This window comes from Rhizobacter sp. P2_D12 (assembly GCF_056404395.1).
Genome location: NZ_JBFUEB010000072.1, coordinates 1 through 25,419, shown reverse-complemented (window position 1 = coordinate 25,419; position 25,419 = coordinate 1). Strand labels below are relative to the sequence as shown.

General features: G+C 68.8%; 24 protein-coding genes and 1 pseudogene. 17 read left to right on the top strand and 8 right to left on the bottom strand.

Annotation, left to right across the window (positions count from 1 at the left end; genetic code table 11):
• Window positions 1-9 precede the first annotated feature (9 nt).
• The gene (locus AC1DYN_RS22010) at window positions 10-684 is read left to right on the top strand and encodes a response regulator (RefSeq protein ID WP_477963249.1); all 675 of its coding nucleotides are present in this window, start codon (window positions 10-12) and stop codon (window positions 682-684) included.
• Window positions 681-2,054: a sensor histidine kinase gene (locus AC1DYN_RS22005; RefSeq protein WP_477963248.1), complete on the top strand. Its 1,374-nt coding sequence runs from the start codon at window positions 681-683 to the stop codon at window positions 2,052-2,054. Before AC1DYN_RS22010 ends, AC1DYN_RS22005 begins: the two co-directional genes overlap by 4 nt.
• Here AC1DYN_RS22005 and ilvB read toward each other — a convergent pair.
• Window positions 2,026-3,801, bottom strand: a complete 1,776-nt coding sequence (ilvB, locus tag AC1DYN_RS22000) for a biosynthetic-type acetolactate synthase large subunit (RefSeq protein WP_477963247.1) — start codon at window positions 3,799-3,801, stop codon at window positions 2,026-2,028. The two genes, AC1DYN_RS22005 and ilvB, sit on opposite strands and share 29 nt — an antisense overlap.
• Window positions 3,802-3,900: 99 nt before the next feature.
• Here ilvB and AC1DYN_RS21995 point away from each other — a divergent pair, with 99 nt between their 5' ends.
• Complete coding sequence (locus AC1DYN_RS21995) at window positions 3,901-4,362, top strand: Lrp/AsnC family transcriptional regulator (protein ID WP_477963246.1); 462 nt, start codon at window positions 3,901-3,903, stop codon at window positions 4,360-4,362.
• Window positions 4,363-4,383: 21 nt separating this feature from the next.
• Here the strand turns inward: AC1DYN_RS21995 and AC1DYN_RS21990 are convergent, their stop codons facing one another.
• The 6 genes from AC1DYN_RS21990 to AC1DYN_RS21965 all read right to left on the bottom strand — a co-directional run bounded on the left by AC1DYN_RS21990 (window position 4,384) and on the right by AC1DYN_RS21965 (window position 9,877).
• Window positions 4,384-5,295 (bottom strand): branched-chain amino acid ABC transporter permease, encoded by a 912-nt coding sequence (locus AC1DYN_RS21990; RefSeq protein ID WP_477963261.1) that lies wholly within the window; start codon window positions 5,293-5,295, stop codon window positions 4,384-4,386.
• A gap of 50 nt (window positions 5,296-5,345) precedes the next feature.
• On the bottom strand, window positions 5,346-6,233 hold the full coding sequence (locus AC1DYN_RS21985; protein ID WP_477963245.1) for a branched-chain amino acid ABC transporter permease: 888 nt from the start codon (window positions 6,231-6,233) through the stop codon (window positions 5,346-5,348).
• A 117-nt stretch (window positions 6,234-6,350) separates the two neighbouring features.
• On the bottom strand, window positions 6,351-7,556 hold the full coding sequence (locus AC1DYN_RS21980; protein ID WP_477963244.1) for an ABC transporter substrate-binding protein: 1,206 nt from the start codon (window positions 7,554-7,556) through the stop codon (window positions 6,351-6,353).
• 20 nt (window positions 7,557-7,576) lie between these two features.
• Window positions 7,577-8,281 carry an ABC transporter ATP-binding protein gene (locus AC1DYN_RS21975; RefSeq protein WP_477963243.1) on the bottom strand — a complete coding sequence of 235 codons (705 nt, stop codon included), beginning with the start codon at window positions 8,279-8,281 and terminating at the stop codon, window positions 7,577-7,579.
• 1 nt (window position 8,282) lies between these two features.
• On the bottom strand, window positions 8,283-9,056 hold the full coding sequence (locus tag AC1DYN_RS21970; protein ID WP_477963242.1) for an ABC transporter ATP-binding protein: 774 nt from the start codon (window positions 9,054-9,056) through the stop codon (window positions 8,283-8,285).
• Window positions 9,053-9,877, bottom strand: a complete 825-nt coding sequence (locus tag AC1DYN_RS21965) for an IclR family transcriptional regulator (protein WP_477963241.1) — start codon at window positions 9,875-9,877, stop codon at window positions 9,053-9,055. The genes AC1DYN_RS21970 and AC1DYN_RS21965 overlap by 4 nt, the downstream gene beginning before the upstream one ends.
• Window positions 9,878-10,183: 306 nt before the next feature.
• Here AC1DYN_RS21965 and AC1DYN_RS21960 point away from each other — a divergent pair, with 306 nt between their 5' ends.
• The 7 genes from AC1DYN_RS21960 (at window position 10,184) to AC1DYN_RS21930 (ending at window position 17,172) form a co-directional block, all read left to right on the top strand.
• Complete coding sequence (locus tag AC1DYN_RS21960) at window positions 10,184-10,735, top strand: cytochrome b (RefSeq protein WP_477963240.1); 552 nt, start codon at window positions 10,184-10,186, stop codon at window positions 10,733-10,735.
• A 31-nt stretch (window positions 10,736-10,766) separates the two neighbouring features.
• The gene (locus AC1DYN_RS21955; RefSeq protein WP_477963239.1) at window positions 10,767-11,333 is read left to right on the top strand and encodes a YceI family protein; all 567 of its coding nucleotides are present in this window, start codon (window positions 10,767-10,769) and stop codon (window positions 11,331-11,333) included.
• A gap of 52 nt (window positions 11,334-11,385) precedes the next feature.
• Entirely contained in the window at window positions 11,386-11,961 is a 576-nt protein-coding gene (locus AC1DYN_RS21950) for a YceI family protein (RefSeq protein ID WP_477963238.1), read from the top strand.
• Between the two features lie 345 nt (window positions 11,962-12,306).
• Entirely contained in the window at window positions 12,307-13,554 is a 1,248-nt protein-coding gene (locus tag AC1DYN_RS21945; protein ID WP_477963237.1) for an ABC transporter substrate-binding protein, read from the top strand.
• Between the two features lie 69 nt (window positions 13,555-13,623).
• A complete protein-coding gene (locus AC1DYN_RS21940) occupies window positions 13,624-14,499 on the top strand; it encodes a branched-chain amino acid ABC transporter permease (RefSeq protein ID WP_477963236.1) in 876 nt (291 codons plus the stop codon).
• A 2-nt stretch (window positions 14,500-14,501) separates the two neighbouring features.
• On the top strand, window positions 14,502-16,439 hold the full coding sequence (locus tag AC1DYN_RS21935; RefSeq protein WP_477963235.1) for a branched-chain amino acid ABC transporter ATP-binding protein/permease: 1,938 nt from the start codon (window positions 14,502-14,504) through the stop codon (window positions 16,437-16,439).
• A gap of 10 nt (window positions 16,440-16,449) precedes the next feature.
• Window positions 16,450-17,172 (top strand): ABC transporter ATP-binding protein, encoded by a 723-nt coding sequence (locus AC1DYN_RS21930; RefSeq protein ID WP_477963234.1) that lies wholly within the window; start codon window positions 16,450-16,452, stop codon window positions 17,170-17,172.
• A 63-nt stretch (window positions 17,173-17,235) separates the two neighbouring features.
• Here AC1DYN_RS21930 and AC1DYN_RS21925 read toward each other — a convergent pair whose 3' ends face one another.
• Window positions 17,236-19,029 carry an ATP-binding protein gene (locus AC1DYN_RS21925; protein WP_477963233.1) on the bottom strand — a complete coding sequence of 598 codons (1,794 nt, stop codon included), beginning with the start codon at window positions 19,027-19,029 and terminating at the stop codon, window positions 17,236-17,238.
• Between the two features lie 69 nt (window positions 19,030-19,098).
• On the opposite strand from AC1DYN_RS21925, the gene AC1DYN_RS21920 reads away from it, so the two are divergent.
• The 7 genes and pseudogenes from AC1DYN_RS21920 to AC1DYN_RS21890 all read left to right on the top strand — a co-directional run.
• Entirely contained in the window at window positions 19,099-19,701 is a 603-nt protein-coding gene (locus AC1DYN_RS21920) for a YceI family protein (RefSeq protein WP_477963232.1), read from the top strand.
• A complete protein-coding gene (locus AC1DYN_RS21915; RefSeq protein ID WP_477963231.1) occupies window positions 19,698-20,618 on the top strand; it encodes an MBL fold metallo-hydrolase in 921 nt (306 codons plus the stop codon). The genes AC1DYN_RS21920 and AC1DYN_RS21915 overlap by 4 nt, the downstream gene beginning before the upstream one ends.
• A gap of 156 nt (window positions 20,619-20,774) precedes the next feature.
• Window positions 20,775-21,323 carry a hypothetical protein gene (locus tag AC1DYN_RS21910; protein WP_477963230.1) on the top strand — a complete coding sequence of 183 codons (549 nt, stop codon included), beginning with the start codon at window positions 20,775-20,777 and terminating at the stop codon, window positions 21,321-21,323.
• Window positions 21,320-23,686: an RHS repeat-associated core domain-containing protein gene (locus tag AC1DYN_RS21905; protein ID WP_477963229.1), complete on the top strand. Its 2,367-nt coding sequence runs from the start codon at window positions 21,320-21,322 to the stop codon at window positions 23,684-23,686. The genes AC1DYN_RS21910 and AC1DYN_RS21905 overlap by 4 nt, the downstream gene beginning before the upstream one ends.
• A gap of 18 nt (window positions 23,687-23,704) precedes the next feature.
• On the top strand, window positions 23,705-24,274 hold the full coding sequence (locus AC1DYN_RS21900; protein ID WP_477963228.1) for an ankyrin repeat domain-containing protein: 570 nt from the start codon (window positions 23,705-23,707) through the stop codon (window positions 24,272-24,274).
• 57 nt (window positions 24,275-24,331) lie between these two features.
• Window positions 24,332-24,601 carry a hypothetical protein gene (locus AC1DYN_RS21895; RefSeq protein WP_477963227.1) on the top strand — a complete coding sequence of 90 codons (270 nt, stop codon included), beginning with the start codon at window positions 24,332-24,334 and terminating at the stop codon, window positions 24,599-24,601.
• Between the two features lie 526 nt (window positions 24,602-25,127).
• Window positions 25,128-25,419 (top strand): annotated as a pseudogene (locus tag AC1DYN_RS21890) (hypothetical protein); the annotation flags it as partial.

The window sequence follows — 25,419 nt, the reverse complement described above, 5'->3', positions numbered from 1 at the left end:
GCGCCGGCCATGCACATCCTGCTGGTCGAAGACGACGCGCCGCTGGCCGAGTCCACGTCGAACGCGCTGCGCGCCCAGGGCTGGCGCGTCGACCACACCGCGCGCGGCGAACCGGTCGCGCTGTCGCTGCAGCGCGATGCCTACGACCTGCTGATCCTCGACATCGGCCTGCAGGGCATCGACGGCTTCGAGACGCTGCGCCGCGCCCGCGCGCAGGGCTCGCGCGTGCCGGTGCTGATGCTGACCGCGCGCGACGCGGTGGAAGACCGGGTGCGCGGCCTCGAAGCCGGCGCCGACGACTACCTGGTGAAGCCGTTCGCGCTCAGCGAGCTGGTGGCCCGCTCGCGGGCGCTGGTGCGGCGCAGCGAGGCGCGGCTCGACGACGTGCTGTCGCTCGGCCGCCTGCGGCTGGACCTGCGCGCGCTGCGCGGCTTCGTCGACGGCCAGCCGCTCGGCCTGTCGCCGCGCGAGTTCGCGCTGCTGCAGTACCTGATGCTGAAGGCCGACAAGATCGTGCCGCGCGAGCAGTTGGTGGCCATGGTGCCCGACTGGGGCGCCGCCACCTCGGGCAACGCGGTCGACCTGCAGGTGTCGCGGCTGCGCGGCAAGGTCGAGCGCGCGGGCCTGCGCATCCGCACGGTGCGCGGCCTGGGCTACCTGCTCGAGGAAGGCGACCCCGCGTGACGACCGCCCCGTTGCGACCGGCCGGCAGCATCCGGCGCCGGCTGCTGGTGTGGCTGCTGCTGCCGCTGCTCGGCCTGGTGCCGCTGGCCGCGGGGCTGATGTACGTGATGACGGTGCGGCCGGCGCTCGATTCGCTGGACCGCGCGCTCACCGGCACCGCCGTCGCGCTGTCCGACCTGCTGGTCGAGCGGCAGGGCGAGGTCTCGTTGGCACTGAACGCGCAGACCGACAAGGCCTTGCGCACCGACCTCTACGATCGCGTCTACTTCGCCGTCGCGGCGCCCGATGCGCGGCTGCTGAGCGGCGATGCGCCGCTGATGACCTTGCGCCCGCCGCTGCAGCCGCGCGAATGGAAGTTCTTCGACGCCGTGCTCGGCGGCCAGGCGGTGCGCGTCGCGGCCTTCGGCGCACCGTGCGGCGGCGGCGCGCAGAGCTGCCCGGTGCTGGTCGCCGAATCGCTGGCCAAGCGGCGGCAGGCGCAGAGCGCGGTGCTGGCCGGCGCCGTGCTGTCGCTGCTGCCGCTCGCGCTGGCGCTGGTGCTGCTGGGCGCGGTGGCGGTGGGCCGCGGGCTGCTGCCGCTGCGCCGGCTCAGTGCCGACATCGAACACCGCTCGCTCGCCAACCTGCAACCGGTCGACACCCCCGGCGTGCCGCAGGAGGTGGCGCCGCTGGTGCTGGCACTGAACCGGCTGCTGGGCCGGCTGGACGCCGCGTCGGCCGCGCAGCGCGCCTTCGTCGAGAACGCCGCGCACCAGCTGCGCACGCCGCTGACGGTGTTGCGCACCGAGAGCGAGCTGGCGCTGGCCGACCCGCACGCCGCCACGCTGCCGGCCACGCTGCAGCGCTTCCACCAGGGTGCCGAACGCGCGGCCCGGCTCGCCAACCAGCTGCTGGCGCTGGCACGCGCTGGCAGCGAGTCGCCGCTGGCCGGTGCGCGCAGGGTGGACCTGCGCGAGGTCTGCATCGCGGCGGCCGAGCCGTGGGTCAAGGCCCACGACATCGGCTTCGAGCTGGCCACCGCGCCGGTCATCGGCCACGAGCTGATGCTGCGCGAGCTGGTCGCCAACCTGCTGCACAACGCCTGCGAGTACGCCGGCCCCGCGGCGGCGATCACGGTGCGCACCGCGCTGCGCGATGGGCGGGCGGTGCTCGAGGTCGAGGACGACGGCCCCGGCATCGCGGCCGCCGACCGCGAGCGCGTCTGGGGCCGCTTCGAGCGCGGGCGCGACGCCCGCGGGTCCGGCAGCGGCCTCGGGCTGGCCATCGTGCGCGACATCGCCCGCGCGCACGGCGCCGAGGCCGAATTGCGCGAGGGCGCGGGCGGCGGGCTGCTGGTGCGCGTCAGCTTTGCGGCGGCAGCGCCGGGCTGATCGGTTCGCGACAGCTTGCCGACCCGAGCAGCATCTCGTGCTGCGTGCAGCCGGCCGGGATCATCGGCCAGCAGTTCTCGTCGCCGGTCACGCGCACGTCGAGGAAGAACGGGCCTTCGCTCGCCAGGCATTCGGCCAGCGCGGCATCAAGCTCGTCACGCCGCTCGACGCGCCGTGCCTGCCAGCCGAAGGCCCGGGCCAGCGCGACGAAGTCCGGCTGCGCCGCCACGTCGCTGTGGCTGTAGCGCCCGTCGTGGACCAGTTCCTGCCACTGCCGCACCATGCCCATGCAGCCGTTGTTCATCAGCACCACCTTGACCGGCGTGCGGTGCTGCACCGCGGTCGACATCTCCTGGATGTTCATCAGGATCGAGGCATCGCCGCTGACGCACACGACCAGCCGCCGCGGGTGCGCCACCTGCGCGCCGATCGCGGCCGGCAGCCCGTAGCCCATCGTGCCCGCGCCCCCCGAGGTCAGCCAGCGCCGGGGCGCATCGAAGCGCAGGTGCTGCGCGGCCCACATCTGGTGCTGGCCGACGTCGGTCGAGACGATCGCGTCGCGGCCGTCGAGCGCATGCTGCAGGCGGGTCATCAGGGCTTGCGGTGCGATCTGCCGCGGCGTGTCGTCGAAGGCCAGCGAGCGCCGCGCGCGCCAGCCCTCGATGCGTGCCCACCAGGCGTCGAGCCGGTGCGGATCCAGCGGCTCGGGGCCGAGCGTGCCGAGCAGCGCCGCGAGCAGCCACGCGCAGTCGCCGGCCAGCGGCACCTCGGTCTTGACGACCTTGTTGATCGAGGTCGGATCGATGTCGATGTGGACGATGCGCGCCTGCGGGCAGAAGCCGTCGAGGCGCCCGGTCACGCGGTCGTCGAAGCGCGCGCCGATGCACACCACCAGGTCGGCCTCGTGCATCGCGAGGTTCGCCTCCAGCGTGCCGTGCATGCCCAGCATGCCGAGGAACTGAGGGCTCGATGCCGGGAAGGCGCCCAGGCCCATCAGCGTCAGCGTGCAGGGGGCGTGGCAATGCCGCACGAGCTCGGCCAGGGCTTCGCAGGCCGCGGGGCCGGAGTTGATCAGCCCGCCGCCGCCATAGAACACCGGCCGCCGGGCCTCGCGCAAGGCCTGTGCCGCACGGCGCAGCGAGCTGTTCGGCCGGGCCCGGCGCGGCGGCAGCGCCACCCGCGCCATCGCCACCGGCACCGCGGGCGCCTGCTGCACGTCCTTCGGCAGGTCGAGCAGCACCGGCCCGGGCCGGCCGCTCGCAGCCACCGCGAGCGCCTTGCGCAGCATCGGCACCAGCGCTTCGGCGCGCCGCACCTGCACGTTCCACTTCGTCACCGGCCGCGAGATGCCCAGCGCATCGCATTCCTGGAACGCATCGGTGCCGATCGCCGTGGTCGCGACCTGGCCGCTGATGCACAGCACCGGGATCGAATCGCACAGCGCATCGAGCAGCCCGGTGGTGGTGTTGCTCATGCCCGGCCCCGAGGTGACGAACACCACGCCGACGCGGCCGGTGCTGCGCGCGTAGCCCTGCGCCGCATGCACAGCTGCCTGTTCGTGGCGCACCAGCACGTGGCGCAGCCGCGGCTCGCGGTGCAGCGCGTCGTACAGCGGCAGCACCGCGCCGCCGGGGTAGCCGAAGGCGGTGTCGATGCCGGCCTCGAGCAGCGTGGCCACCAGCAGGTCGGCCGTGTTGGGGGCGTGGGAGACAGGCTGCAGGCAGGCAACGGCAAGGGGCGCATTCATGCCAGCAGTTTGTCGCGCCATCGGCAGCAAAGGCTGCCGAAACTTCCGCCGGTTACGATGCTGCCAGCAAATATTGCTGATTCATAGGCAAACTGCAGCATGACACTGGACAAGTTCGACATCGCGATCCTCGAAGCACTGCAGCGCGACGCCCGCATCAGCATGGGCGAGCTCGGCGCGCAGGTGGGCTTGACCAGTTCGCCGTGCTGGAGTCGCATCAAGCGCATGGAACAGGCCGGCGTGATCGAGGGCTACTCGGTGCGCGTGAACCCGGCGCAGATCGGGCTGGCCGACACGGTGATCGTGCAGGTGACGCTGGACAGCCACTCCGACCAGGCGCTGTTCGAGTTCGGGCGCGCGCTCGAGGCGATCCCCGAGGTGCTGGAGGCCTTCCTGGTGTCGGGCGACTACGACTACTACGTGCGCATCGCCGTCAGCGACACGCGCGACTACGAACGGCTGCTGCGCGAGCGGCTGTACAAGATCCCGGGGATCCGGCACAGCAAGTCGAGCTTCGTGCTGCGGCAGTTGAAGCAGAGCCTGCTGCCGCTGCGGCGCTGATGCCCCGGATGGGCTTCCGGGCTACTTCCGCTTTTGCCAGGCAATCAGTTCGCCGACGAACCCGCGTCGGAACGCGATCACGCACACCACGAAGATCACGCCGATGATCACGGTGACCCACGAGCCGACGCGATCGGCCAGGTAGTCCTGCAGCCCGATGATCGTGAACGCCCCGACCACCGGCCCGGCGAACGTGCCCATGCCGCCCAGGAGCGTCATCAGGATCACCTCGCCCGACAGCGACCAGTGCACGTCCGACAGCGTCGCGAAGCCGAGCACGAAGGTCTTCATCGCGCCGGCCAGCCCGGCAATGCCGGTGGACAGCACGAAGGCCAGCAGCTTGTAGCGGTCGACGTCGTAGCCGAGCGAGATCGCGCGCGGCTCGTTCTCGCGGATCGCCTTCAGCACCTGGCCATAGGGCGAATGCACGATGCGCAGGATCAGCAGGAACACCGCGACGAACACCGCCAGCACGAAGAAGTACATCGCCAGGTCGTTGCCCATCGGCAGCAGGCCGAACAGCTTGCCGCGCGGCACGCCCTGCAGCCCGTCCTCGCCGCCGGTGAACGGCGCCTGCAGGCAGACGAAGTAGATCATCTGCGCCATCGCGAGCGTGATCATCGCGAAATAGATGCCTTGCCGGCGGATCGCGATCAGGCCCACCACCAGCCCGAGCGCCGCGGCCGCCAGCGTGCCGGCGACGATGCCGAGTTCGGGCGTCCAGCCGGCGCTGCGCACCAGCCAGCCGGTGATGTAGGCCGCCGAGCCCATGAAGGCCGCATGCCCGAAGGACAGCAGCCCGGTGAAGCCGAGCAGCAGGTTGAAGGCGCACGCGAAGATCGCGAAGCACAGCGCCTTCATCATGAACACCGGGTACACGCCGATGAAGGGCGCGATCACCAGCAGCGCCAGCACCACGCCCCAGGCGATCAGCGCCTTGTGCTGGAAGCCGGCGTCGAGGTTGTCGTTCGGGGTGGCCACGCTCACTTCTCCTTGCCGAACAAGCCGGCCGGCCGGATCACCAGCACGATGGCCATGATGACGAACACCACGATGTTGGACGCCTCGGGGTAGAAGACCTTGGTCAGGCCCTCGATGATCCCGAGCATCAGCCCGGTCAGGATCGAGCCGAGGATGGACCCCATGCCGCCGATCACGACCACGGCGAACACGACGATGATCAGGTTGCTGCCCATCAGCGGCGTCACCTGGATCACCGGCGCGGCCAGCACGCCGGCCAGCGCCGCCAGCGCCGCCCCGCCGGCATAGGTGAACATCACCATGCGCGGCACGTTGATGCCGAAGGCCTGCACCAGCGCCGGGTTCTCGGTGCCGGCGCGCAGCGTGGCGCCCAGCCGCGTCTTCTCGATCAGGAACCAGGTGCCCAGGCACACCGTGAGCGACGCGACGACGACCCAGGCGCGGTAGTTCGGCAGCACCATGAAGCCCAGGTTGGTGGCGCCCTGCAGCGCCTCGGGCACGTTGTACTGCTGGCCGGAGACGCCGAACTGGTCGCGGAACACGCCCTCGGCGACCAGCGCCAGGCCGAAGGTCAGCAGCAGGCCGTACAGCGGGTCGAGCTTGTACAGGTGCTTGAGCAGCGTGCGCTCGATAACGACGCCGAGCGCGCCGACGATCACCGGCGCGAGCAGCAACGCCCACCAGTAGCCGATGCCCCATTTCTCCATCGCGATCCAGGCCACGTAGGCGCCGATCATGTACAGCGCGCCGTGCGCGAAGTTGACGATGCCGAGCAGGCCGAAGATCACCGCCAGGCCCAGGCTCAGCATCGCGTAGAACGAGCCGTTGACCAGGCCGAGCAGCAACTGGCCGGCGAAGGCCTGGAGGGGGATGCCGAAGATTTCACTCATGGGGAGGTCTCAAAAATCCGTTCGCCCTGAGCCTGTCGAAGCCCTCGTGCCGGGGCGCAACCCTTCGACACGGGCCTTCGACGAGCTCAGTCCCTGCTCAGGGCGAACGGCGGGGTGTCACTTCCAGGAAGCGCACTTGCTCTCGGCCTTGGTCGTGAACGCGGCGTCGCCCTTGATGGTCTCGACCACGTTGTAGTAGTCCCACGGCTCGGTCGACTTGTCCGGCGTCTTCACCTGCATCAGGTACATGTCGTGCACCATGCGGCCGTCCTCGCGCACCGTGCCGTTCTTCGCGAACATGTCGTTGACCTTGGCCTTGTGCAGTTGCGCCAGCACCTTGTCGCCATCGTCCGTGCCGGTGGCCTTGACGGCCGCCAGGTAGTTGGCCGCCACCGAGTAGTCGGCCGCCTGCAGCGACGACGGCATGCGCTTGACCTTCTCGAAGAACTTGCGGCTCCAGGTGCGCGTCTCGGCATCCTTGTTCCAGTACCAACTGTCGGTCAGGTACATGCCCTGCGTGGTCTTCAGCCCCAGCGAGTGGATGTCGTTGATGAACACCAGCAGCCCGGCCAGCTTCATCGTCTTCGTGACGCCGAACTCGTTGGCCGCCTTCACCGCGTTGATGGTGTCGCCGCCCGCGTTCGCGAGACCCAGGATCTGCGCCTTGCTCGACTGCGCCTGCAGCAGGAAGGACGAGAAGTCGCTGGCCGACAGCGGGTGCTTGACCTGGCCCACCACGTTGCCGCCGGCTGCCTTGACGACGCTGGTGGTGTCGTTCTGCAGCGCCTGGCCGAAGGCGTAGTCGGCCGTCAGGAAGTACCAGCTCTTGCCGCCGGCGCGCACCACGGCGCCGCCGGTGCCCTTGGCCAGCGCCATCGTGTCGTAGGCCCAGTGGATGGTGTACGGGCTGCACTGCTCGTTGGTCAGCGCCGAGCTGCCGGCACCCACCGCGATGAAGGGCTTCTTCTTCTCGAGCGCCACCTTGGCCATCGCCAGGCTGGTGCCCGAGTTGGTGCCGCCGATCAGCATGTCCACGCCCTGCGTGTCGAACCACTCGCGCGCCTTCGCGGCGGCGACGTCGGCCTTGTTCTGGTGGTCGGCAACGACCAGCTCGACCTTCTTGCCGTTGACGGCGCCGCCGGCATCGGCGATGGCCATCTTGATGGCCTCGGCGCCGGCCGGGCCGTCGATGTCGGAGTACAGGCCCGACATGTCGGTGATGAAGCCGATGCGGATCACGTCGCCCGACACCTGCGCCTGGGCAGGAACGGTGGCGGCAAGAGCGGCAAGCGAGCAGGCGGCGGCGATTTGTCTCAATTTCATGTGAGGTCTCCTTTGGTGGATCAGACGCCCAGGTACTCGTGGAGCTGGGCCAGGCGGTCAGGCAGTTGGGCCTGGGTGAATTCCTGGAGGATGCGGCCGTGCTCCATCACGAGGAAGCGGTCGGCCAGCGGCGCGGCGAAGCGGAAGTTCTGCTCCACCATCACGATCGTGTAGCCCTGGCGGCGCAGCAGCACCACCATCTCGGCCAGCTTCTGCACGATCACCGGGGCCAGGCCCTCGGAGATCTCGTCGAGCAGCAGCAGCTTGGCGCCGGTGCGCAGGATGCGCGCGACGGCGAGCATCTGCTGCTCGCCGCCCGACAGCCGCGTGCCCTGGCTGCCGGCGCGTTCCTTCAGGTTCGGGAACATCGCGTAGATCTCGTCGACCGCCATGCCGCCCTCGGCCAGCTTGGGCGGCAGCAGCAGGTTCTCCTCGGCCGACAGGCTGGAGAAGATGCCGCGCTCTTCCGGGCAGTAACCGATGCCCAGCCGCGCGATGCGGTGCGTGGGCATCGCGATGGCCTCCTGGCCGCGGATGCGGATCGAGCCCTTGCGGCTGCCGATCAGGCCCATGATGGCGCGCAGCGTGCTCGTGCGCCCGGCGCCGTTGCGGCCGAGCAGCGTGACCACCTCGCCTTCGTCGACGTGGAAGTTCACGCCGTGCAGCACGTGCGATTCGCCGTACCAGGCCTGCAGCTCGCGCACCTCCAGAAAGCGGTTGGCCATCTCAATGGGCTCCTGCGAGTTCGACGTTGGCGGTGCCCATGTAGGCCTCCACCACCGCCGGGTTCTTCGAGACCTCGGCGTACGGCCCCTCGGCCAGCGTCGCGCCGCGCTGCAGCACCGTGATGGTGTCGGCGATGCTCGATACCACGCTCATGTTGTGCTCCACCATCAGGATGGTGCGGTTGGCCGACACCTTCTTGATCAGCTGGCGGATGCGGTCGACGTCTTCCAGGCCCATGCCCTGCGTCGGCTCGTCCAGCAGCATCAGCTCGGGCTCCATCGCGAGCGTGGTGGCGATCTCCAGCGCACGCTTGCGGCCGTAGCTGAGCGCCACCGTCGGCGTCTGGGCGTAGGCGGCCAGGTCGACCTCGCCGAGCAGCGCACGCGCCTGGTCGTTCAGCCCGTGCAGCGAACGCTCGGGCTTCCAGAAGTGGAACGAGGTGCCCAGCTTGCGCTGTAGCGCGACGCGCACGTTCTCGAGCACGCTCAGGTGCGGGAACACCGCCGAGATCTGGAACGAACGGATCACGCCGCGGCGTGCGATCTGCGCCGGCCTCTCGCCGGTGATGTCGGCGCCGTTGAACAGGATCTGCCCGCTGGTCGGCGTCAGGAACTTGGTCAGCAGGTTGAAGCAGGTGGTCTTGCCGGCACCGTTCGGGCCGATCAGCGCGTGGATGTGACCGCGCTTGACGCGCAGGTCGACCTGGTTCACCGCGACGAAGCCCTTGAACTCCTTCGTCAGCCGGCGGGTCTCGAGAATGATGTCGGTGCTCATCGAACTTCGGGCTCCTCTTCGGTTCGGCTCGCGCTGCCGCCCAGGCGCTGCGACAGCTCGCGCGCGACGCGCATCACCGTCTCGCTCTGCTGCGCGGCCACCTGCGGATCGAGCATGGCCTTCTGCAGGCACACGCCGACGCCGGCCACCGCCTGGCCGGACGCGTCGAACACCGGCGCGCCGAAGCAGTACACGCCCTCGCGCACGCTCTCGTCGTCGATGCTGTAGCCGCGCCGGCGGATCTCGGCCAGCTCGTGGATCAGGTCGCTGCGCTTCACCGGCGCGCGGTTCATGAAGCGCGGCAGCTGCGGCTGCGGAAAGTGGCTGCGCAGCCGCGCCTCGTCCTGCCAGGCCAGCATCGCCTTGCCGGTGGCCGCGCGGTGCGCCGGCAGCCGCATGCCGACGTTGAAGGCCAGCCCGAGCGGCCGCACGCCGTTGCGCGCCGCGACATAGACCACGTCGGCACCGTCCAGCACCGACAGGATCACCGTCTCGGTCGGCGCCGCGCCGGCCTCGGACCACAGCGCGTTGAACTCCTGCGCCGGGCTGGTGTGGGCGACGAACGCATGCGCCAGGCCCATCACGCGCGGGCCGATGAAGAAGCTGCCGTCGTCCTCGCGGCGCAGGTAGCCGAGCGCGCTCAGCGTGTTGCACAGCCCGTGCACGCTGCTCTTGGGCAGGCCCAGGCTGGCCGACAGCCGCGCCAGGCTCATCGCCTCGCGCTGCTGGGCCAGCAGGTCCAGCACGGCGGCCGCGCGCGTCACGGCCGGCACCAGGGCGGGCTTGCTTGCGGCAGCGCGGAGAACGGGGGTGTGGAGCATGCGTTGGACTGCGACGCGTGAGCGCGAAGCGGAGAGAGGAAGGCGGACTTCGGCGTTCAATGGGTTGAACCGGGATCGACCCATCGAACAGCCGGCGCAGTCTACGAGCGGGGCCCGGAATGAAAAGGCCCGGCCGGCGGTTTCGCGGGAAAGTCCGGACAGGGTTTGCGCGAGGGCGTCTGCTTCATTTTTTTGAACGTTTGCGACAACCCTGGTGAACTCCGGTCCTTTGCACCTCTCTTAAAGTGCCATCCAGCTTGGGACGGGAGGTCTTCCCAAGTGCTTCAAACTGTTTCAAGGCCATTCATGCGCGCTTCGCCCGTTCCGCCTTCACGCTACGACGCCGTCGCGATCAGCTTCCATTGGGTGCTGGGGCTGGCGATCGTCGGCACCTTCTGCGTCGGGCTGTACATGAGCGACCTGCCGTTCTCGCCGCAGCGGCTCAAACTGTTCAACTGGCACAAGTGGTCGGGCATCACCATCCTGGCGCTGTCGGCGCTGCGGCTGCTGTGGCGCCTGACGCACCGGCCGCCGGCCGAGCTGCCGGCGCCGGCCTGGCAGCTGCGCGCCTCGCACTGGACGCACGGCCTGCTGTATGCGCTGTTCTTCGCGGTGCCGCTGGCCGGCTGGGCGTACAGCTCGGCGGCGGGCTTCCCGATCGTCGTCTTCGGCCTGCTGCCGCTGCCCGACTTCGTGCCGGTCGACAAGGGCCTGGCCGAGGTCGCCAAGCAGCTGCATGCACTGCTCGCCTACGGCCTGGCGGCCTTGGTGCTGCTGCATGTCGCGGCGGCCACCAAGCACCAGGTCATCGACCGCGACGGGCTGCTGGCCCGCATGTGGCCCGCGTCTTCACGCTGAATCCCTTTCCTCTTCCACGGGAGCAACTCGAATGAAAACCTACCTCACCGTCGCGACCCTGGCGCTGGCCGCGTCGTTCGCCTTCCCCGCCTGCGCGCAGCAGAAGGTGCTGCCGGCGCAAAGCGAGATCGCCTTCACCAGCAAGCAGATGGGCGTGCCGGTGGACGGCAAGTTCCGCAAGTTCGACGCGCAGGTCGCGTTCGACCCGAAGAAGCCCGAGGCCGCGAAGATCGGCTTCACGATCGACCTGGCCAGCGTCACGCTCGGCGCCGCCGAAACCGAGGCCGAGGTCGCCAAGCCGGACTGGTTCAACACCAAGGCCTTCCCGCAGGCGAGCTTCCAGTCGACCAGCGTCAAGGCCACCGGCCCGGGCAAGTTCGACGTGGCCGGCAAGCTGGCCATCAAGGGCGCGAGCCACGACGTGGTGGTGCCGGTGACGCTGGCCCAGGCCGGCGCCAACACCACCGCGACCGGCAGCTTCGTGATCAAGCGCCTCGATTTCAAGATCGGCGACGGCGACTGGAAGGACACCTCGATGGTGGCCAACGACGTCGTCGTCAAGTTCAAGCTCGCGCTGACCGGCGTCGGCGCGCTCTGATTCCGCCTCATTTTTCTTGCTGTACTTCACCCACCCCACCAGGACACTTTCCATGCTGACCAAGACCCTGATCGCCACCGCCGCCCTCGCCGCCGCCGGCCTGGCCCATGCCGAAGCCGCCACCTACGCGGTCGACCCGACCCACACCTTCGTGACCTTCGAGGCCAAGCACTTCAACACCAGCACGCTGCGCGGCCGCTTCGACAAGAAGGAAGGCACCGTGTCGCTGGACAAGGCCGGCAAGAGCGGCCGCGCCGAAGTCACCTTCGACATGACGTCGATCAGCACCGGCGTGCCGGCGCTGGACACGCACCTGAAGAGCAAGGACTTCTTCAACACCGCCGAAGCACCGACCGCCAAGTTCGTCGGCGACAAGTTCAACTTCGACGGCAACGGCAAGGTGAGCTCGGTCGCAGGCACGCTGACGATGGCCGGCAAGACCCAACCGGTCACGCTGACGGCGGCCAACTTCAACTGCTACGAGAACCCGATGCTCAAGCGCGAGGTCTGCGGCGGTGATTTCGAGACCACCATCCAGCGCAGCCAGTGGGGCGTCAGCTACGGCCTGCAGTACGGCCTGCCGGACAACATCCGCCTGCTGATCCAGATCGAAGCGGTCAAGCAGTAACGCTGGAAACACCGACGGGCCGGGAGGCCCGGGCGCACACTTGTTGCGTGCGATAAGCGCACATCCCCTGCAGCGCACCGCCCCTTGGCGGTGCGCATTGCTGCGTCCTGCGCAAAGCAGCTTCAGCCTGCACGCAAAGCCCGCCGCGCGGCCCGGCGCGGACGCGAAGACCACGTACGTGAATACCACGAGGGCAGATCAGGGCGAATGCGCGAGCATTCGACGCTGGTCGCAACGAAGCACCACAAGACGGAACGCCGATGCCGTGCGTGAAACGTCGTGTCCCGGAACACAGGGCTTCGCCATGGCTTCGATCCATCCCACCGCCGCAAGCAGGAGACAAACATGCGCAGCCCCCGGATCCGTCTTTCCGCCACCCTCGTGGCCACCGCGCTCGGCCTCGCCGCCGCGGCCGCCTTCGCCGCCGACCCGATCAAGATCGGCGTCGCCGGGCCGTTCACCGGCGGTTCGTCGTCGATGGGCGTCAGCATGCGCGACGGCGTGCGCCTGGCCGCCGACGAGATCAACAAGGCCGGCGGCGTGCTCGGCCGCCCCTTGCTGCTGGTCGAGCGCGACGACGAGGCCAAGAACGAGCGCGGCGTGCAGATCGCCCAGGAGCTGATCAACAAGGAAAAGGTGGCCGCCACCGTCGGCTACATCAACACCGGCGTCGCGCTCGCGTCGCAGCGCTTCTACCAGGACGCGAAGATCCCGGTGATGAACAACGTGGCCACCGGCTCGCTGATCACGCACCAGTTCGACAGCCAGCCCGAGAACTACATCTTCCGCAACGCGGCGCACGACAGCATCCAGGCGCCGATGATCGTCGAGGAGGCCATCACGCGCCGCGGCTTCAAGAAGGTCGCGATCCTGGCCGACTCCACCAACTACGGCCAGCTCGGCCGCGAAGACCTGGAGAAGGCGCTGGGCCTGAAGGGCATCAAGCCGGTCGCGGTCGAGAAGTTCAACATCAAGGACGTTGACATGACGGCGCAGCTGCTGAAGGCCAAGGAAGCCGGCGCCGAGGCCGTGCTGACCTACGGCATCGGCCCCGAACTGGCGCAGATCGCCAACGGCATGACCAAGCTGGGCTGGAAGGTGCCGCTGGTGGGCAGCTGGACGCTGTCGATGGCCAACTACATCGACAACGCCGGCCCCGGCGGCGAAGGCGCGCGCATGCCGCAGACCTTCATCCAGGAACCGACGACGCCCAAGCGCCAGTCCTTCATCATCAACTACCTGAAGACCTTCAACCCGAAGAACGCGCGCATCGACTCGCCGGTGTCGGCCGCGCAGGGCTACGACTCGGTCTACCTGCTGGCCGCCGCGATCAAGCAGGCCGGCAGCACCGACGGGCCGAAGGTGAAGGCCGCGCTCGAAGACCTGAAGACGCCGGTCGACGGCGTGGTCACCACCTACAACAAGCCGTTCAGCAAGGGCGACCACGAGGCCATCACCGCCAACATCCCGGTGTTCGGCGAGGTCAAGGGGCAGCGCGTGGTCTACGCCTACCCGGACGACTTCAAGAAGGCCTCGGAAGTGCGCGTGAAGGACCCGAACGCCAAGGGTGCGCTGAGCGCGGCCAAGAAGTGATTCGCCCCTGACCCTCCACGCCGCCGCTGGCCACCGGCCCGGCGGCGTTCCTTTGCGCAGGACGCCACCATGCAAATCCTGACCCAACTCATCTACAGCGGCATCGCGCTCGGGATGATCTACGCGGTGATCGCGTTCGGCTACCAGCTGACCTTCGCCACCTCCGACACGCTGAACTTCGGCCAGGGCGACGCGCTGATGCTGGGCGCGCTGGTCGGCCTGACCCTCGTCGGGCTGGGCGTGAACTACTGGCTGATGATCCCGCTGGTGTGCCTGTTCGGCGCCGCGCAGGGCGCCTTCGTCGAACGCATCGGCGTGCGCCCGGCGATCAAGATCAAGTCGGAGTTCGGCTGGATCATGTCGACCATCGCGCTGGGCATCATCTTCAAGAACGTGGCCGAGAACGTGTGGGGCCGCGACGACCTGAAGTTCCCGTCGCCGCTGCCGGAATCGCCGCTGAAGTTCCTGGGCGCCAACGTGCTGCCGATGGAGATCCTCGTGGTGGCGGGCGCGCTGCTGATGATGCTGGCGGTGGAGTTCTTCAACCGCAAGACCATCTACGGCAAGGCGGTGGTCGCGACCTTCAACGACCGCGACGCGGCCAAGCTGATGGGCATCAACACCGGCCTCGTGATCACGTTCTCGTATGCACTGTCGTCGATGACGGCCGCCTTCGCCGGCGTGCTGATCGCGCCGCTCACGCTGACCGGCGCGACCATGGGCGCGGTGCTTGGCCTGAAGGCCTTCGCGGTGGCGATCATCGGCGGGCTGACCAGCGGCATGGGCATCGTGGTCGGCGGGATCATCCTCGGCGTCGCCGAGACCACCACCGGCTTCTACCTGTCGACCGGCTACAAGGACGTGCCCGGCCTCGTGCTGCTGCTGATCGTGCTCGCGGTGAAGCCCGCCGGCCTGTTCGGCAAGTCCGCGATCAAGAAAGTCTGAGCATGAAGCGCTCTTCCCTCATCGCCGCCGGCATCGGCGTGGCCGCGCTCGCGGCCTTCCCGCTGGCGGTGGCCAACCCGTACTACATCCACCTGCTCGAGACCATCATGATCTACGCGATCGTGCTGTTCGGGCTCGACATCGTGGTCGGCTACACCGGCCAGGTCTCGCTCGGCCATGCCGGGCTGTTCGGCATCGGCGCCTACACCGCCGGCGTGCTGGTGATGAAGCTGGCCGCACCGCTGTGGATCACGCTGCCGGCCGCGATCGCGGTGACCTCGGTGTTCGGCGCGCTGCTCGCGCTGCCGGCATTGCGCGTCACCGGCCCCTACCTCGCGATGGTGACCCTCGCCTTCGGCACCATCGTGCAGATCCTCATCAACGAGATGAGCTTCCTGACCGAGGGGCCGATGGGCATCAAGCTCGACAAGCCGATGCTGTTCGGCCTGCAGCTCGACGAGCGCGGCTACTACTGGGTGGTGGTGGCGCTGCTGGTCGCGTCGCTGGTGGTGGTGCACCGCATCCTGCGCTCGCACCTGGGCCGCGCCTTCGAGGCGCTGCGCGGCAGCCCGGTGGCGTCCGACTGCATGGGCGTCTCGGTCTACCGCTACAAGGTCTATGCGTTCGTGATCAGCGCGGGCCTCGCCGGGCTGGCCGGCTCGCTGTACGCCTACTCCGAGCAGTACATCTCGCCGAACACCTACAACTTCGAGCTGACGGTGCTGTTCCTGCTGGCCATCATCATGGGCGGGCGCAAGACGCGCAGCGGCGCGCTGCTGGGCGCGGCCATCATCGTGATGCTGCCCAAGCTGCTCGACGACATCGAGATGTTCCGCTGGGTCGCGGTGCTGATCGCGCTCGGCGTGGCCGTTGGTGCCGGCGTCGCGCTCAAGCGGGGCAAGGCGACGCTGCGCTCGGTGGCGGTGCCGGTGGTGGGCAGCCTGGCGCTGGCCGGCGTCTCCTTCGTGCTGACGACGATGACCGACTGGCGGCTGTCGATCTTCGGGCTGATCACGCTGTTCGTCGTCTACTACCTGCAGGACGGCATCGTCGGCTTCGTGCGCAACGCGCTGAACCTGCACAGCCGCGTCGAGGTGCCGGCGCTGGCCACCGCCGCCACGCCGAAGGACGCGGTCGCCACCGCGGCGCAGCACAGCGCGGCGCAGCTGCTGGTGGCCCAAGGCGTGGTGATGCAGTTCGGCGGGCTGAAGGCCTTGAACAACGTCGACCTGACCGTGCGGCGCGGCACCATCCACGGCCTGATCGGGCCGAACGGTTCGGGCAAGAGCACGATGATGAACGTGCTGACCGGCATCTACACGCCGACCGCCGGCACGCTGGCGTTCGCCGGCCGCTCGCTGGTCGGCCGCACCTCGTCGGACATCGCGTTGTCGGGCATCGCGCGCACCTTCCAGAACGTGCAGCTGTTCGGCGAGATGACGGCGCTGCAGAACGTGCAGGTGGGCCTGCACCACAGCTTCCACAGCCACCTGGCCGACGTCGCGCTGCACACGCCGCGCCACGGGCGCGAGGAGCGTGCCGCGGCGCAGCGCGCGCTCGGCCTGCTGGAGTTCGTCGGGCTGGCCGGGCTGCTGCACGAGGAGGCGCGCAACCTGCCGTACGGCAAGCAGCGGCTGCTCGAGATCGCCCGCGCACTGGCGCTGGACCCGCAGCTGCTGCTGCTCGACGAGCCGGCCGCGGGCCTGACGGCACCGGACATCAAGGAGCTGATCGCGATCGTGCGCAAGATCCGAGAGCACGGCATCACGGTGATCCTGATCGAGCACCACATGGACGTGGTGATGAGCATCTGCGACACGGTGTCGGTGCTGGACTTCGGGCAGAAGATCGCCGAGGGCCTGCCGGCGCAGGTGCAGGCGGACGAGAAGGTCATCGAGGCTTATCTCGGCGGCCAAGTCGTCGGTGGCCAGGCGGCTTGAGGGCAACGACATGCTGACCATCCAGAATCTCGAAGCCGGCTACGGCAAGGTGCAGGTGCTGCACGGCATCTCGATCGAGGTGCCCAAGGGCCAGGTCGTGACGCTGATCGGCTCGAACGGCGCCGGCAAGACGACGACCATGCGCGCGGTGTCCGGGATGATCAAGCCGACGGCCGGCGCGATCAGCCTGAACGGGCAGCGCATCGACGGGCTGGAGTCGTACCACATCGCCAAGCGCGGCCTCGCGCATTCGCCGGAAGGCCGGCGCGTGTTCGCGACGATGACGGTGACCGACAACCTGACGCTCGGGGCTTTTCCGCGCCTCACCGGCAGCCGCCCGCGCGGCGACGTGAAGGCCGACCTGGAGCGCGCGCTCGAACTGTTCCCGCGGCTGAAGGAACGCCGCGAGCAGCTGGCCGGCACGCTGTCCGGCGGCGAGCAGCAGATGCTCGCGATGGCGCGCGCCGTGATGCTGAACCCGGACATCGTGCTGCTCGACGAACCGTCGATGGGGCTGGCGCCGATCCTGGTCGAGGAGGTGTTCCGCATCATCGCGCGGCTGAAGGCCGACGGCGTCACGATGCTGCTGGTGGAGCAGTTCGCCGCCGCGGCGCTGAACGTGGCCGACTACGGCTACGTGCTCGAGAACGGCCGCATCTCGGTGCACGGGCCGGCCGAACGGCTGAAGAACGATCCGGCGGTGAAGGCGGCTTACCTGGGCGGCGGGCACTGAATCCGTAGCCCGGATGCCAATCCGGGATCGCGCCGCCACCGCCGACCCGGATTGGCCTCCGGGCTACGAGCCCAGCAATCGCCGCAGCGTCGCCCACAGCGCGTCGTCGCGGAACGGCTTGGCCATGTGGTCGTCCATGCCCGCCGCCAGGCTGCGCTCGCGGTCGCCCTCCATCGCGTTCGCGGTCAGCGCGACGATCGGCGTGCGCAGGCCGGCGCCGCTTTCCTGCTCGTGCTCGCGCATGCGGCGCGCCGCCTCGAAGCCGTCCATCAGCGGCATCTGGCAGTCCATCAGCACAAGATCCGGCCGCCGCGCCTTGAACGCGGCCAGCGCCTGCTCGCCGTCGCCCACCACCTGCACCGACAGGCCGAGCGCCTGCAGCGCCGCCTCGGCGACCAGCGCATTCACCGGGTTGTCCTCGGCCAGCAGCACATGCCCGCTCAGCATCCGGCCGCCGCGTTCGCCGGCCACGGCCAAGGCCGGCCGCAGGTCTTCCGCCGCCGCCGGCAGCGCCAGCGTGAGCCGGAAGTTCGAACCCTCGCCCGGCACGCTGGTGCACACCAGGTCGCCGCCCATCGCACGCGCCAGCTCGCGCGCGATCGTCAGCCCCAGGCCGGCCCCGCCATAGCGGCGGCGGAACGAGTTGTCGGCCTGCTGGAACGCGTCGAAGATGCGCAGCCGGTCGGCCGCCGCGATGCCGACGCCGGTGTCGCGCACGTCGATGCGCGCGCGCCCGCGCACCGCGTGGTGCTTGGCGATCACCGTCACCGAGCCGGCGTCGGTGAACTTGATCGCGTTGCCCAGCAGCTGCTGCAGCACCTGGCGCAGCCGCGCCGGGTCGCCCACCACCATCGCCGGCCGCGGCATCGCCAGGCGCGTCTGCAGCAGCAGCCCGCGCTCGCCGGCGCTGGTGGCCGATTGCGCGACCACTTCGTCGACCAGCGCCGCCAGGTCGAAGCGCTGCGACGCGAGCACGATGGTGCCGCCCTGCAGGTGCGAGAAATCGAGGACGTCGTTGATCTGCGCCAGCAGGTGCTCGCCCGCGCCTTCGATCACGTCCCATTGCGCCGGCGTCGGCGGCTCCGGGCCGCGGCGCAGCATGCGCGCCAGGCCCAGGATGCCGTGCAGCGGCGTGCGCATCTCGTGGCTCATGGTCGCGAGGAACTGGCTCTTCACGCTGCTCTGGCGCTGCGCCAGCGCCAGCGCCTCGGCGCGCTCCTCGGCGATGCGGTCGGTCGTGAAGCGCAGGCGCAGCAGCTCGCGGATGCGCGACTCGGCGATGCGCGACTCCCACAGCATCAGCGCCATGAAGAACAGCAGCCCGAGGCCGGCGAAGACGCCGAAGCGGGTGCCCTGCAGCGCCTGCATGACGGCCACCGGCAGCAGCAACGGCAGCAGGAAGGCGGCGCAGGCCGTCCAGCCGGCCTGCAGCACGAACATCGCGACCGCCGACACGCCGACCAATGCCGCCATCATCAGCGCGACGACATCGGGATGCTGCTGCGGGATCAGCCATGTGCCGGCCAGGCTCCACACGAAGCCATCGAGCGCCAGCACCACCAGCAGCCGCTGCCGCCAGGGCTGCGCCGCGTGTTCCGCGGCCGCGAAGAAGCGGTTGCGCAGCAGCAGCCGCAGCGTCGACACCGCGCAGCGCATCGCGAACCAGGTCCACAGCTGGGCCGCCGGGCCGTACGGCAGCATGCCCCAGCACATCAGCAGCGCGAACGGCACGCCGGTCAGCGTGGCGGTGCGCGAACGGTGGTACAGCAGCACCGTCTGCTCGTCGGCGACACGCCGCGCCAGGCTGGCGTCGGGGTCGGACGACGGGCGGGGAGCATCCGCCGGAACTGCGGGCATGGGCTTCCTTGACGGCAACAAGCGGCCGGATGACGCATTATCAGCAGCCGACCGCTTCCGAGAGCACCCATGTCCATCCCCATTGTCCCCAGGTGTTTCGCTGCCGTTTCGCTGCTGGCGTGCGCCCACTTGGCAGCCGCGCAAGCAGCGGCCGGTACCGAGGCCCCGGCGGTGTACCTGATCGACCCGGCGCACACGCACATCCAGTGGGCGGTGCGGCACTTCGGCACCTCGACCAGCCGCGGCCGCTTCGACGACATCAGCGGCCACGTGACGCTGGAGCGGGCCGCACAGCGCGGCGAGGCGTCGATCACCATCGGCACCGCCGGCATCAACAGCGGCGTCGCGCCGCTGGACAGCATCCTGCGCAGCCACAGCTTCCTCGACGTCAAGAACTACCCACAGGCGTATTTCGTGGCCAGCAACTTCCGCTTCGTCGACGGCCAGCCGGCGGAGCTGCGCGGCGAGCTGACGCTGCATGGGCAGTCGCAGGCGCTGAGCCTGCATGCCCTCCACTTCAACTGCTATGAGCACCCGATGCTCAAGCGCGAGGTGTGCGGCGGCGACTTCGAGGCCACGTTCTCGCGCAGCGCGTTCGGCATCACCTACGGGCTGCCGGTCGTCGGCGACACGGTGACGCTGCAGATCGGCATCGAGGCGATCCGCCAATGACGGTGACGGCGCCGCTCGATGGCGTGCGCGTGTTCGAGCGCGGCTGGCTGTCATCGAACAACGTGCTGCTCGCCGGCGAACCGGGCGAGGGCGCGGTGCTGATCGACAGCAGCCACTGCCTGCATGCGCCGCAGACCTTGGCGCTGGTGCGGCATGCGCTGCAAGGGCGGCCGCTGGCGCGCGTGGTCAACACGCACCTGCATTCCGACCACTGCGGCGGCAATGCGGCGCTGCAGCGCGAGCTGGGTGCGGCCGTCACGGTGCCGCAGGCGAGCTGGGCCACGGTGCAGGCCTGGGACGAGGATGCGCTGTCGTACCGCGCGACCGGCCAACGCTGCGAGCGCTTCGACGCGCAGGCCGCGCTGGCGCCGGGCGAGGTGCTGCGCGTGGGCGGGCGCGACTGGCAGGCCCTGGCCGCGCCCGGGCACGACCCGCAGTCGCTGATGCTGTTCGACGCGCGCGACGGCGTGCTGGTCTCGGCCGATGCGCTGTGGGAGAACGGCTTCGGCGTGGTCTTCCCGGAGCTCGACGGCGTGCAGGCCTTCGACGAAGTGGCCGCGGTGCTGGACCTGATCGAACGCCTGCCGGTGCAGCAGGTGATCCCGGGCCACGGCGCGCCGTTCGGTGACGTGGCCGGCGCGCTGGCGCGTGCGCGCTCGCGCCTGGCCGGCTTCCGTGCCGACCCGCGGCGCCACGCGCGACATGGGGCCAAGGTGCTGCTGAAGTACCACCTGATGGAGGAGCGCACGCAGGACTGGGCCGGCGTGCTGGCGTGGGCCGAGGGCACGCGGCTGTTCGGCTCGATCGGCCGCCGGCTCGGCTGGGCCGATGCGTCGGCCGGCTGCCGCCAGCTGGTGGCGGAGCTGGTCGCGCAGGGCGCGCTGCGCGCCGACACGACACAGGTGCACGACGCCTGAGGCGGGCGAAAGGCCTGGGCCTCGTCCAGCCATCGCTTTTCGAGAACCCGCCATCTCGGAAACGTGACCCGGACATCTTTCACCTGACGCTGGGGCGGTGGGTTCGCGAGACTGCGCGCTCGCAACCGCAACCCGCTCTGTTCAGGGAGAAGAAAGATGGATTTCAAATGGCTTGCGCGGCTTCGCGCATGGGGCTTGGCCGTGGCCGCACTGGGCTTTGCTTCGTTCGCAGGCGCCGCGCCTTGTCCGGACAATGCCGGCAGCTTTCACACCAAGGGCGACCTCACGACCCGGATCACGCCGGACGGCAAAGTGACGAGGTACACGCACTACACCCGGTCAGGTCTGCTGCTGCGCAGCGTGGACCCCGATTGCGTCGTGACGCTCAACACCTACGACCTGCGCGACCGCCTGCTGAGCCACAGCGTCGGGCCGTACACGACGCGCTTCACCTACGACGCCGCCGGCCAGTTGCTGCGGATCACGCTGCCAGATGCGAGCTGGATGGGTTTCGAGTACGACGATGCCCATCGCCTGGTCGCCGAGCTGGACAACACGGGCAGCCGGGTCGACTACAAGCTCGACAACGCCGGCAACCGCATCGGAGAGCGGGTCAGCGGGCCCGATGGCAGCGTCAAACGCACCCGCGTGCGGGCGATGGATGCGCTGGGACGTGCGCAGCGCAGCGTGAGGCCGGCACCATGAGCAGGCTGCGCGCAATGGTCCTGGCGTGCGTCGCCGTCACGTCGGAGGCGGGACGGGCGCAGTCGTTGCCACCGGTGCCGTCGTCTCCGCCATGGGTGACCGAACTTGAGTACGACGCCGAGGGCAACGTCACGCGCACCGTGCGAGGTGCGGGCACGCTGGACCTGTCGACCCGCTTGAGCTATGACCCGCTGTCGCGCGTCGAGACCATCGTCGATCCTTCCCTCGCGACAACGAGGCTCCAGCATGACGGCCGCGATCGCCTGTTGCAGGTCACCGATCCACGCCGCCTGGAAACCCGCTACGAGCGCGACGCGTGGGGCAACATCACGAAGCTCATCAGCCCCGACACCGGCGTCACCGAGTTCAGCTACAACGGCGCGGGCGACCTCGTCGGTTCGACGGACAGCCGTGGCGTGACCGGCCGCTTCCGCCACGACTGGCGGCATCGGCCGACGCTGGTGCAATACAGCCGGGCCGGACAGCGCGACGAAACCACGCGCATGGCCTACGACGAAGAGGGGGCGGCGTACGGCTTCAGCCACGGGCAGCTCACCAGCACGTCCTATCCCGGCGGCTCCAGCCAGTACCGCTACGGTCCCGGTCGGGAGCTGGAGACGGTCACGCAGCGCATCGAGCCGGGCATCGGCGCCAACGCCAAGACGCTGACGCTCGTCACCGAGTACGGCTACACGCTCGCCCGGCGGACGAGCGTCACCTATCCGTCCGGGCGGCAGCTGCGCATCGCGTGGGACGGCGGTCGCATCGTTGCGATGAGCCTGACTGCACGCGCCGGCGGGCAGGAGGTGCCGTTGATCAGCCAGTTGGCATGGGAGCCCTTCGGCAGCGCCGTGCGCGGCTGGCTGTGGCACACGGTGGCCGGGCCGGTGGCGCATGAGCGCGTCCACGACCTCGCGGGGCGGATGGTGCGGTACCCCATCGGCGACATCGTGCGAGACCTGCGCTACGACGAGGCCGACCGGATCATCCGCTCCACGCACCTCGCACGCGACGGGACGCCACGGCCCGCGTTGGACCAGAGCTTCAGTTTCGATGCCAACGACCGGCTGACCGGTGTCAGCACGGCCACCGCGAGCTGGCGCATCGATCACGATGCCAACGGCAACCGGACACTGCTCAGCCTGAACGGCAGCGCGAGCACCTACGCGACAGACGCGGCCAGCAATCGCCTGCAGGCCGTCAGCAATCCGGCGGTCTCGCTGCAATACGACAACGCGGGCAACGCGACGCAGGCGAGCGGCGCCGGTCGCAACCAGACCGCCACCTACAACCTCGCCGGCCAGCTTGCCGCGCTGAGCATGGGCGGCAAGACCACGGCCTACACCTACGACGCCGCAGGCCTGCGGGTGCGCAAGTCAAGCAGCGCGGGTGGGTCCAGTACGGTGGTCTTCGTCTACGACCCCGACGGACATCTGCTGGGCGAGTACGGCCACGACGGCAACGCGCTGCGCGAATACGTCTGGCTGGAGGACATCCCGGTGGCGATGTTCATGCCCGATCCGGCGAATCCGGACGGCGCGCCGCAGGTGTTTCACATCCATACCGATCACCTGGACACGCCGCGCATGGTGCTCGACGCGAACCAACGGACGCGGTGGCGCTGGCTGGCCGAGCCCTTCGGCACCACCGGACCCGAAACCAACCCGGACGGGTTGGGTGCATTCACCTTCAACCTGCGCTTCCCGGGGCAGTATGCGGACGCGGAGTCGGGGCTGTTCTACAACCAGCAGCGGTACTACAGCCCCGAGGGCGGGCGTTACACGCAGAGCGATCCGATCGGGATCTCAGGCGGAATCGACACGTACACATACGCCGACGGCAATCCCCTGCAACTGAGCGACCCCGATGGTCTTGATCCTTGGTATCGCGATCCGCCTTGGGAGAGTCACCCATTCTTCGCTCCCAACAAGCGAAGAGAGGACATTGCGCGCATCGCGGAAGCCAACATCAGGAGCCCGAACTGGGGGAAGTTCAGGGCCAACCCAAGCTGGAACTTCATTGGTAGATTCAAGTGCAACATCTTCGTGAACGCCATGCTCAACCAAGCCGGGGCGGGTCCCGGTCTCGCGCCCAACGGCAATCCATGGCTCGCGCAAGACTGGTGGGACGGATCCGTGCCAGGATTCGAGCGCGTGCCACGAGTGTTTGCCCAGCGCGGWGACATTGCGGTGCAGCGCATGCGTGGCGGCCATGGCTACACGGGTCACGTTGGCATCGTTGTCAGCCCGAACGAGACTGTCTCCCAGAGCTCGTACACGAACGACGTCGACCGATCTCCTTGGGGCTTCAGGCCGCATGAACGGGACCAAGTTATGTTCTATCGTTGCAAGTGCGCTCAATAGCTTGGCCGGAGACTGGAAATGCCGACCCGTTCGATCTGCGTTGTCTTGGCAAGCGCCTTGTCACTTGCGAGCTGTGGCAATCAAGAAACACCTTCCGCCCAGGCCTCGGCGGCAACGAGCATCTTCATCGCGGCGGAGACAGGAGACCTCTTCACGTTGAGGGGCTCACTCACGTCGCAGAACATCGATTCGACAGATGCTGCTGGCTACACACCCATGATGTTGGCGACCCAAGGTGGACAGGTGGCCGCGATGCGCTACCTGGTCTCCATGGGCGCGAATGTGAATGCAAAGCACACTGCCTCAGGCGCGGATCTGATGATGATGCTTGTTGCCACTCCAAAGGGCTTCTCGACAGAAGCGCTTGAGTTCCTGCTTCAACAAGGTCTGTCGCCGAACTACCGAACGCCTTCTGGAGAAACGGCGCTCCAGTTCGCTGCCGAGATGAAGAATGAGACGGCCGTGTTCCGCCTTCTCCAAGCTGGGGCCATTCCGACCAAGAAGACGTTGATGGTCGTGGTCGCGGCGGACTATCCCAACCCGACCATTGCCACTCGCATTCAAGTCGCTGCCTCGAAGACCGGTTGACACTGCCGCAGCACGTGCGATTCCTGTGGGACAACCTGGAACCGTGAGGACTCTGGAATGTTGAACTCCGCCTTTGCTTGGTCCACGGTCGCCTGGATATGGATTGTCGGATCGATCTTTGGCGGCTTTGCACTCTCAGCGGCGATAGCCAGGGCGGGCAAGAAGATTGCGGCGGCTTCCGTCCCGCTCTGGCTCTTCGCACCAGTGGCTCTTGCCTCCACCTCGCCCGGAGGCCAACTTTCGTGGATCGATACCGGCATCATCCTTGCCTTTGCCGCCTTGCTCGCCGCGGTGACCTGGGGATATACGCGGGGCTGCGAACCGTGAATGGCGGGCTTTCGCGCCAAAAGCGTTCGCGGTGCGTAAGGATGCCTCTGGCGATCACCACACAAGCGGTTCCGGATGGAACATCCGAAGCTCCCGACACGGTGATGAAAGCGATGCATGCTGGGCTTGGGCTCCTCGTGGCCGCTGCGACTTCCTGCGCCGGAACGGTCGCGCTCATGAGACTGCCCCAGCTGTGGCCATTGCTGCCAAGAAATTTTCTCGGCACTGTTGAACCACTGTTCGCGATTCACACGCAGGAAGGAGAGAGCTCGTTCGAGTTCCTTTCTGTGTGGTTGCTGCTGTTCTTGATTGCATCCATGGCCATCGCCGCTGCGACAGCGGCTTGGCGACACCGAAAGCGGCTGGCCTTCCCCCTTCAAACCTTCGCCGGCAGGCACAGCTCCTGCACACCCCGCTGCAAGCACCCCGAACCCCGGGGATGACCGCCGTGGCACGACGGATCGCGACCGGATCGGCGCGATGCGGTGACACGAAGCGCCACATTTGCAAGCAAGCGAGAAGCGTCATGCCGTTTGTAAACGCCCTGAGCCTCGGCTCCCGCAGCCGGCACCTGGCTGCCACCTTCCTCAGCGTCGCGCTGCTGGCCGCCTGTGGCGGCGGCAAGGACGGCGGTGACAGCGCGCCGCCGGTCTCGACGGATCCGCCGGCACCGGCCCCCGCACCATCGCCTGCGCCGGCGCCCGCCCCGGCACCCGCGCCATCCCCTTCTCCCTCGCCGGCCCCGGCGCCTGCGCCCGCCCCCTCGCCGGCCCCCGCCCCGGCACCATCGCCGTCGCCGTCGCCGGCCCCTGCTCCGG

Excerpts from the sequence above, each read along its gene's own strand:
- AC1DYN_RS22010 (WP_477963249.1), top strand. The coding sequence starts at position 10 with ATGCACATCCTGCTGGTCGAAGACGACGCGCCGCTGGCCGAGTCCACG.
- ilvB (WP_477963247.1), bottom strand. The coding sequence starts at position 3,801 with ATGAATGCGCCCCTTGCCGTTGCCTGCCTGCAGCCTGTCTCCCACGCC.
- AC1DYN_RS21995 (WP_477963246.1), top strand. The coding sequence starts at position 3,901 with ATGACACTGGACAAGTTCGACATCGCGATCCTCGAAGCACTGCAGCGC.
- AC1DYN_RS21985 (WP_477963245.1), bottom strand. The coding sequence starts at position 6,233 with ATGAGTGAAATCTTCGGCATCCCCCTCCAGGCCTTCGCCGGCCAGTTG.
- AC1DYN_RS21980 (WP_477963244.1), bottom strand. The coding sequence starts at position 7,556 with ATGAAATTGAGACAAATCGCCGCCGCCTGCTCGCTTGCCGCTCTTGCC.
- AC1DYN_RS21975 (WP_477963243.1), bottom strand. The coding sequence starts at position 8,281 with ATGGCCAACCGCTTTCTGGAGGTGCGCGAGCTGCAGGCCTGGTACGGC.
- AC1DYN_RS21970 (WP_477963242.1), bottom strand. The coding sequence starts at position 9,056 with ATGAGCACCGACATCATTCTCGAGACCCGCCGGCTGACGAAGGAGTTC.
- AC1DYN_RS21965 (WP_477963241.1), bottom strand. The coding sequence starts at position 9,877 with ATGCTCCACACCCCCGTTCTCCGCGCTGCCGCAAGCAAGCCCGCCCTG.
- AC1DYN_RS21960 (WP_477963240.1), top strand. The coding sequence starts at position 10,184 with ATGCGCGCTTCGCCCGTTCCGCCTTCACGCTACGACGCCGTCGCGATC.
- AC1DYN_RS21955 (WP_477963239.1), top strand. The coding sequence starts at position 10,767 with ATGAAAACCTACCTCACCGTCGCGACCCTGGCGCTGGCCGCGTCGTTC.
- AC1DYN_RS21950 (WP_477963238.1), top strand. The coding sequence starts at position 11,386 with ATGCTGACCAAGACCCTGATCGCCACCGCCGCCCTCGCCGCCGCCGGC.
- AC1DYN_RS21945 (WP_477963237.1), top strand. The coding sequence starts at position 12,307 with ATGCGCAGCCCCCGGATCCGTCTTTCCGCCACCCTCGTGGCCACCGCG.
- AC1DYN_RS21940 (WP_477963236.1), top strand. The coding sequence starts at position 13,624 with ATGCAAATCCTGACCCAACTCATCTACAGCGGCATCGCGCTCGGGATG.
- AC1DYN_RS21935 (WP_477963235.1), top strand. The coding sequence starts at position 14,502 with ATGAAGCGCTCTTCCCTCATCGCCGCCGGCATCGGCGTGGCCGCGCTC.
- AC1DYN_RS21930 (WP_477963234.1), top strand. The coding sequence starts at position 16,450 with ATGCTGACCATCCAGAATCTCGAAGCCGGCTACGGCAAGGTGCAGGTG.
- AC1DYN_RS21925 (WP_477963233.1), bottom strand. The coding sequence starts at position 19,029 with ATGCCCGCAGTTCCGGCGGATGCTCCCCGCCCGTCGTCCGACCCCGAC.
- AC1DYN_RS21920 (WP_477963232.1), top strand. The coding sequence starts at position 19,099 with ATGTCCATCCCCATTGTCCCCAGGTGTTTCGCTGCCGTTTCGCTGCTG.
- AC1DYN_RS21915 (WP_477963231.1), top strand. The coding sequence starts at position 19,698 with ATGACGGTGACGGCGCCGCTCGATGGCGTGCGCGTGTTCGAGCGCGGC.
- AC1DYN_RS21910 (WP_477963230.1), top strand. The coding sequence starts at position 20,775 with ATGGATTTCAAATGGCTTGCGCGGCTTCGCGCATGGGGCTTGGCCGTG.
- AC1DYN_RS21900 (WP_477963228.1), top strand. The coding sequence starts at position 23,705 with ATGCCGACCCGTTCGATCTGCGTTGTCTTGGCAAGCGCCTTGTCACTT.
- AC1DYN_RS21895 (WP_477963227.1), top strand. The coding sequence starts at position 24,332 with ATGTTGAACTCCGCCTTTGCTTGGTCCACGGTCGCCTGGATATGGATT.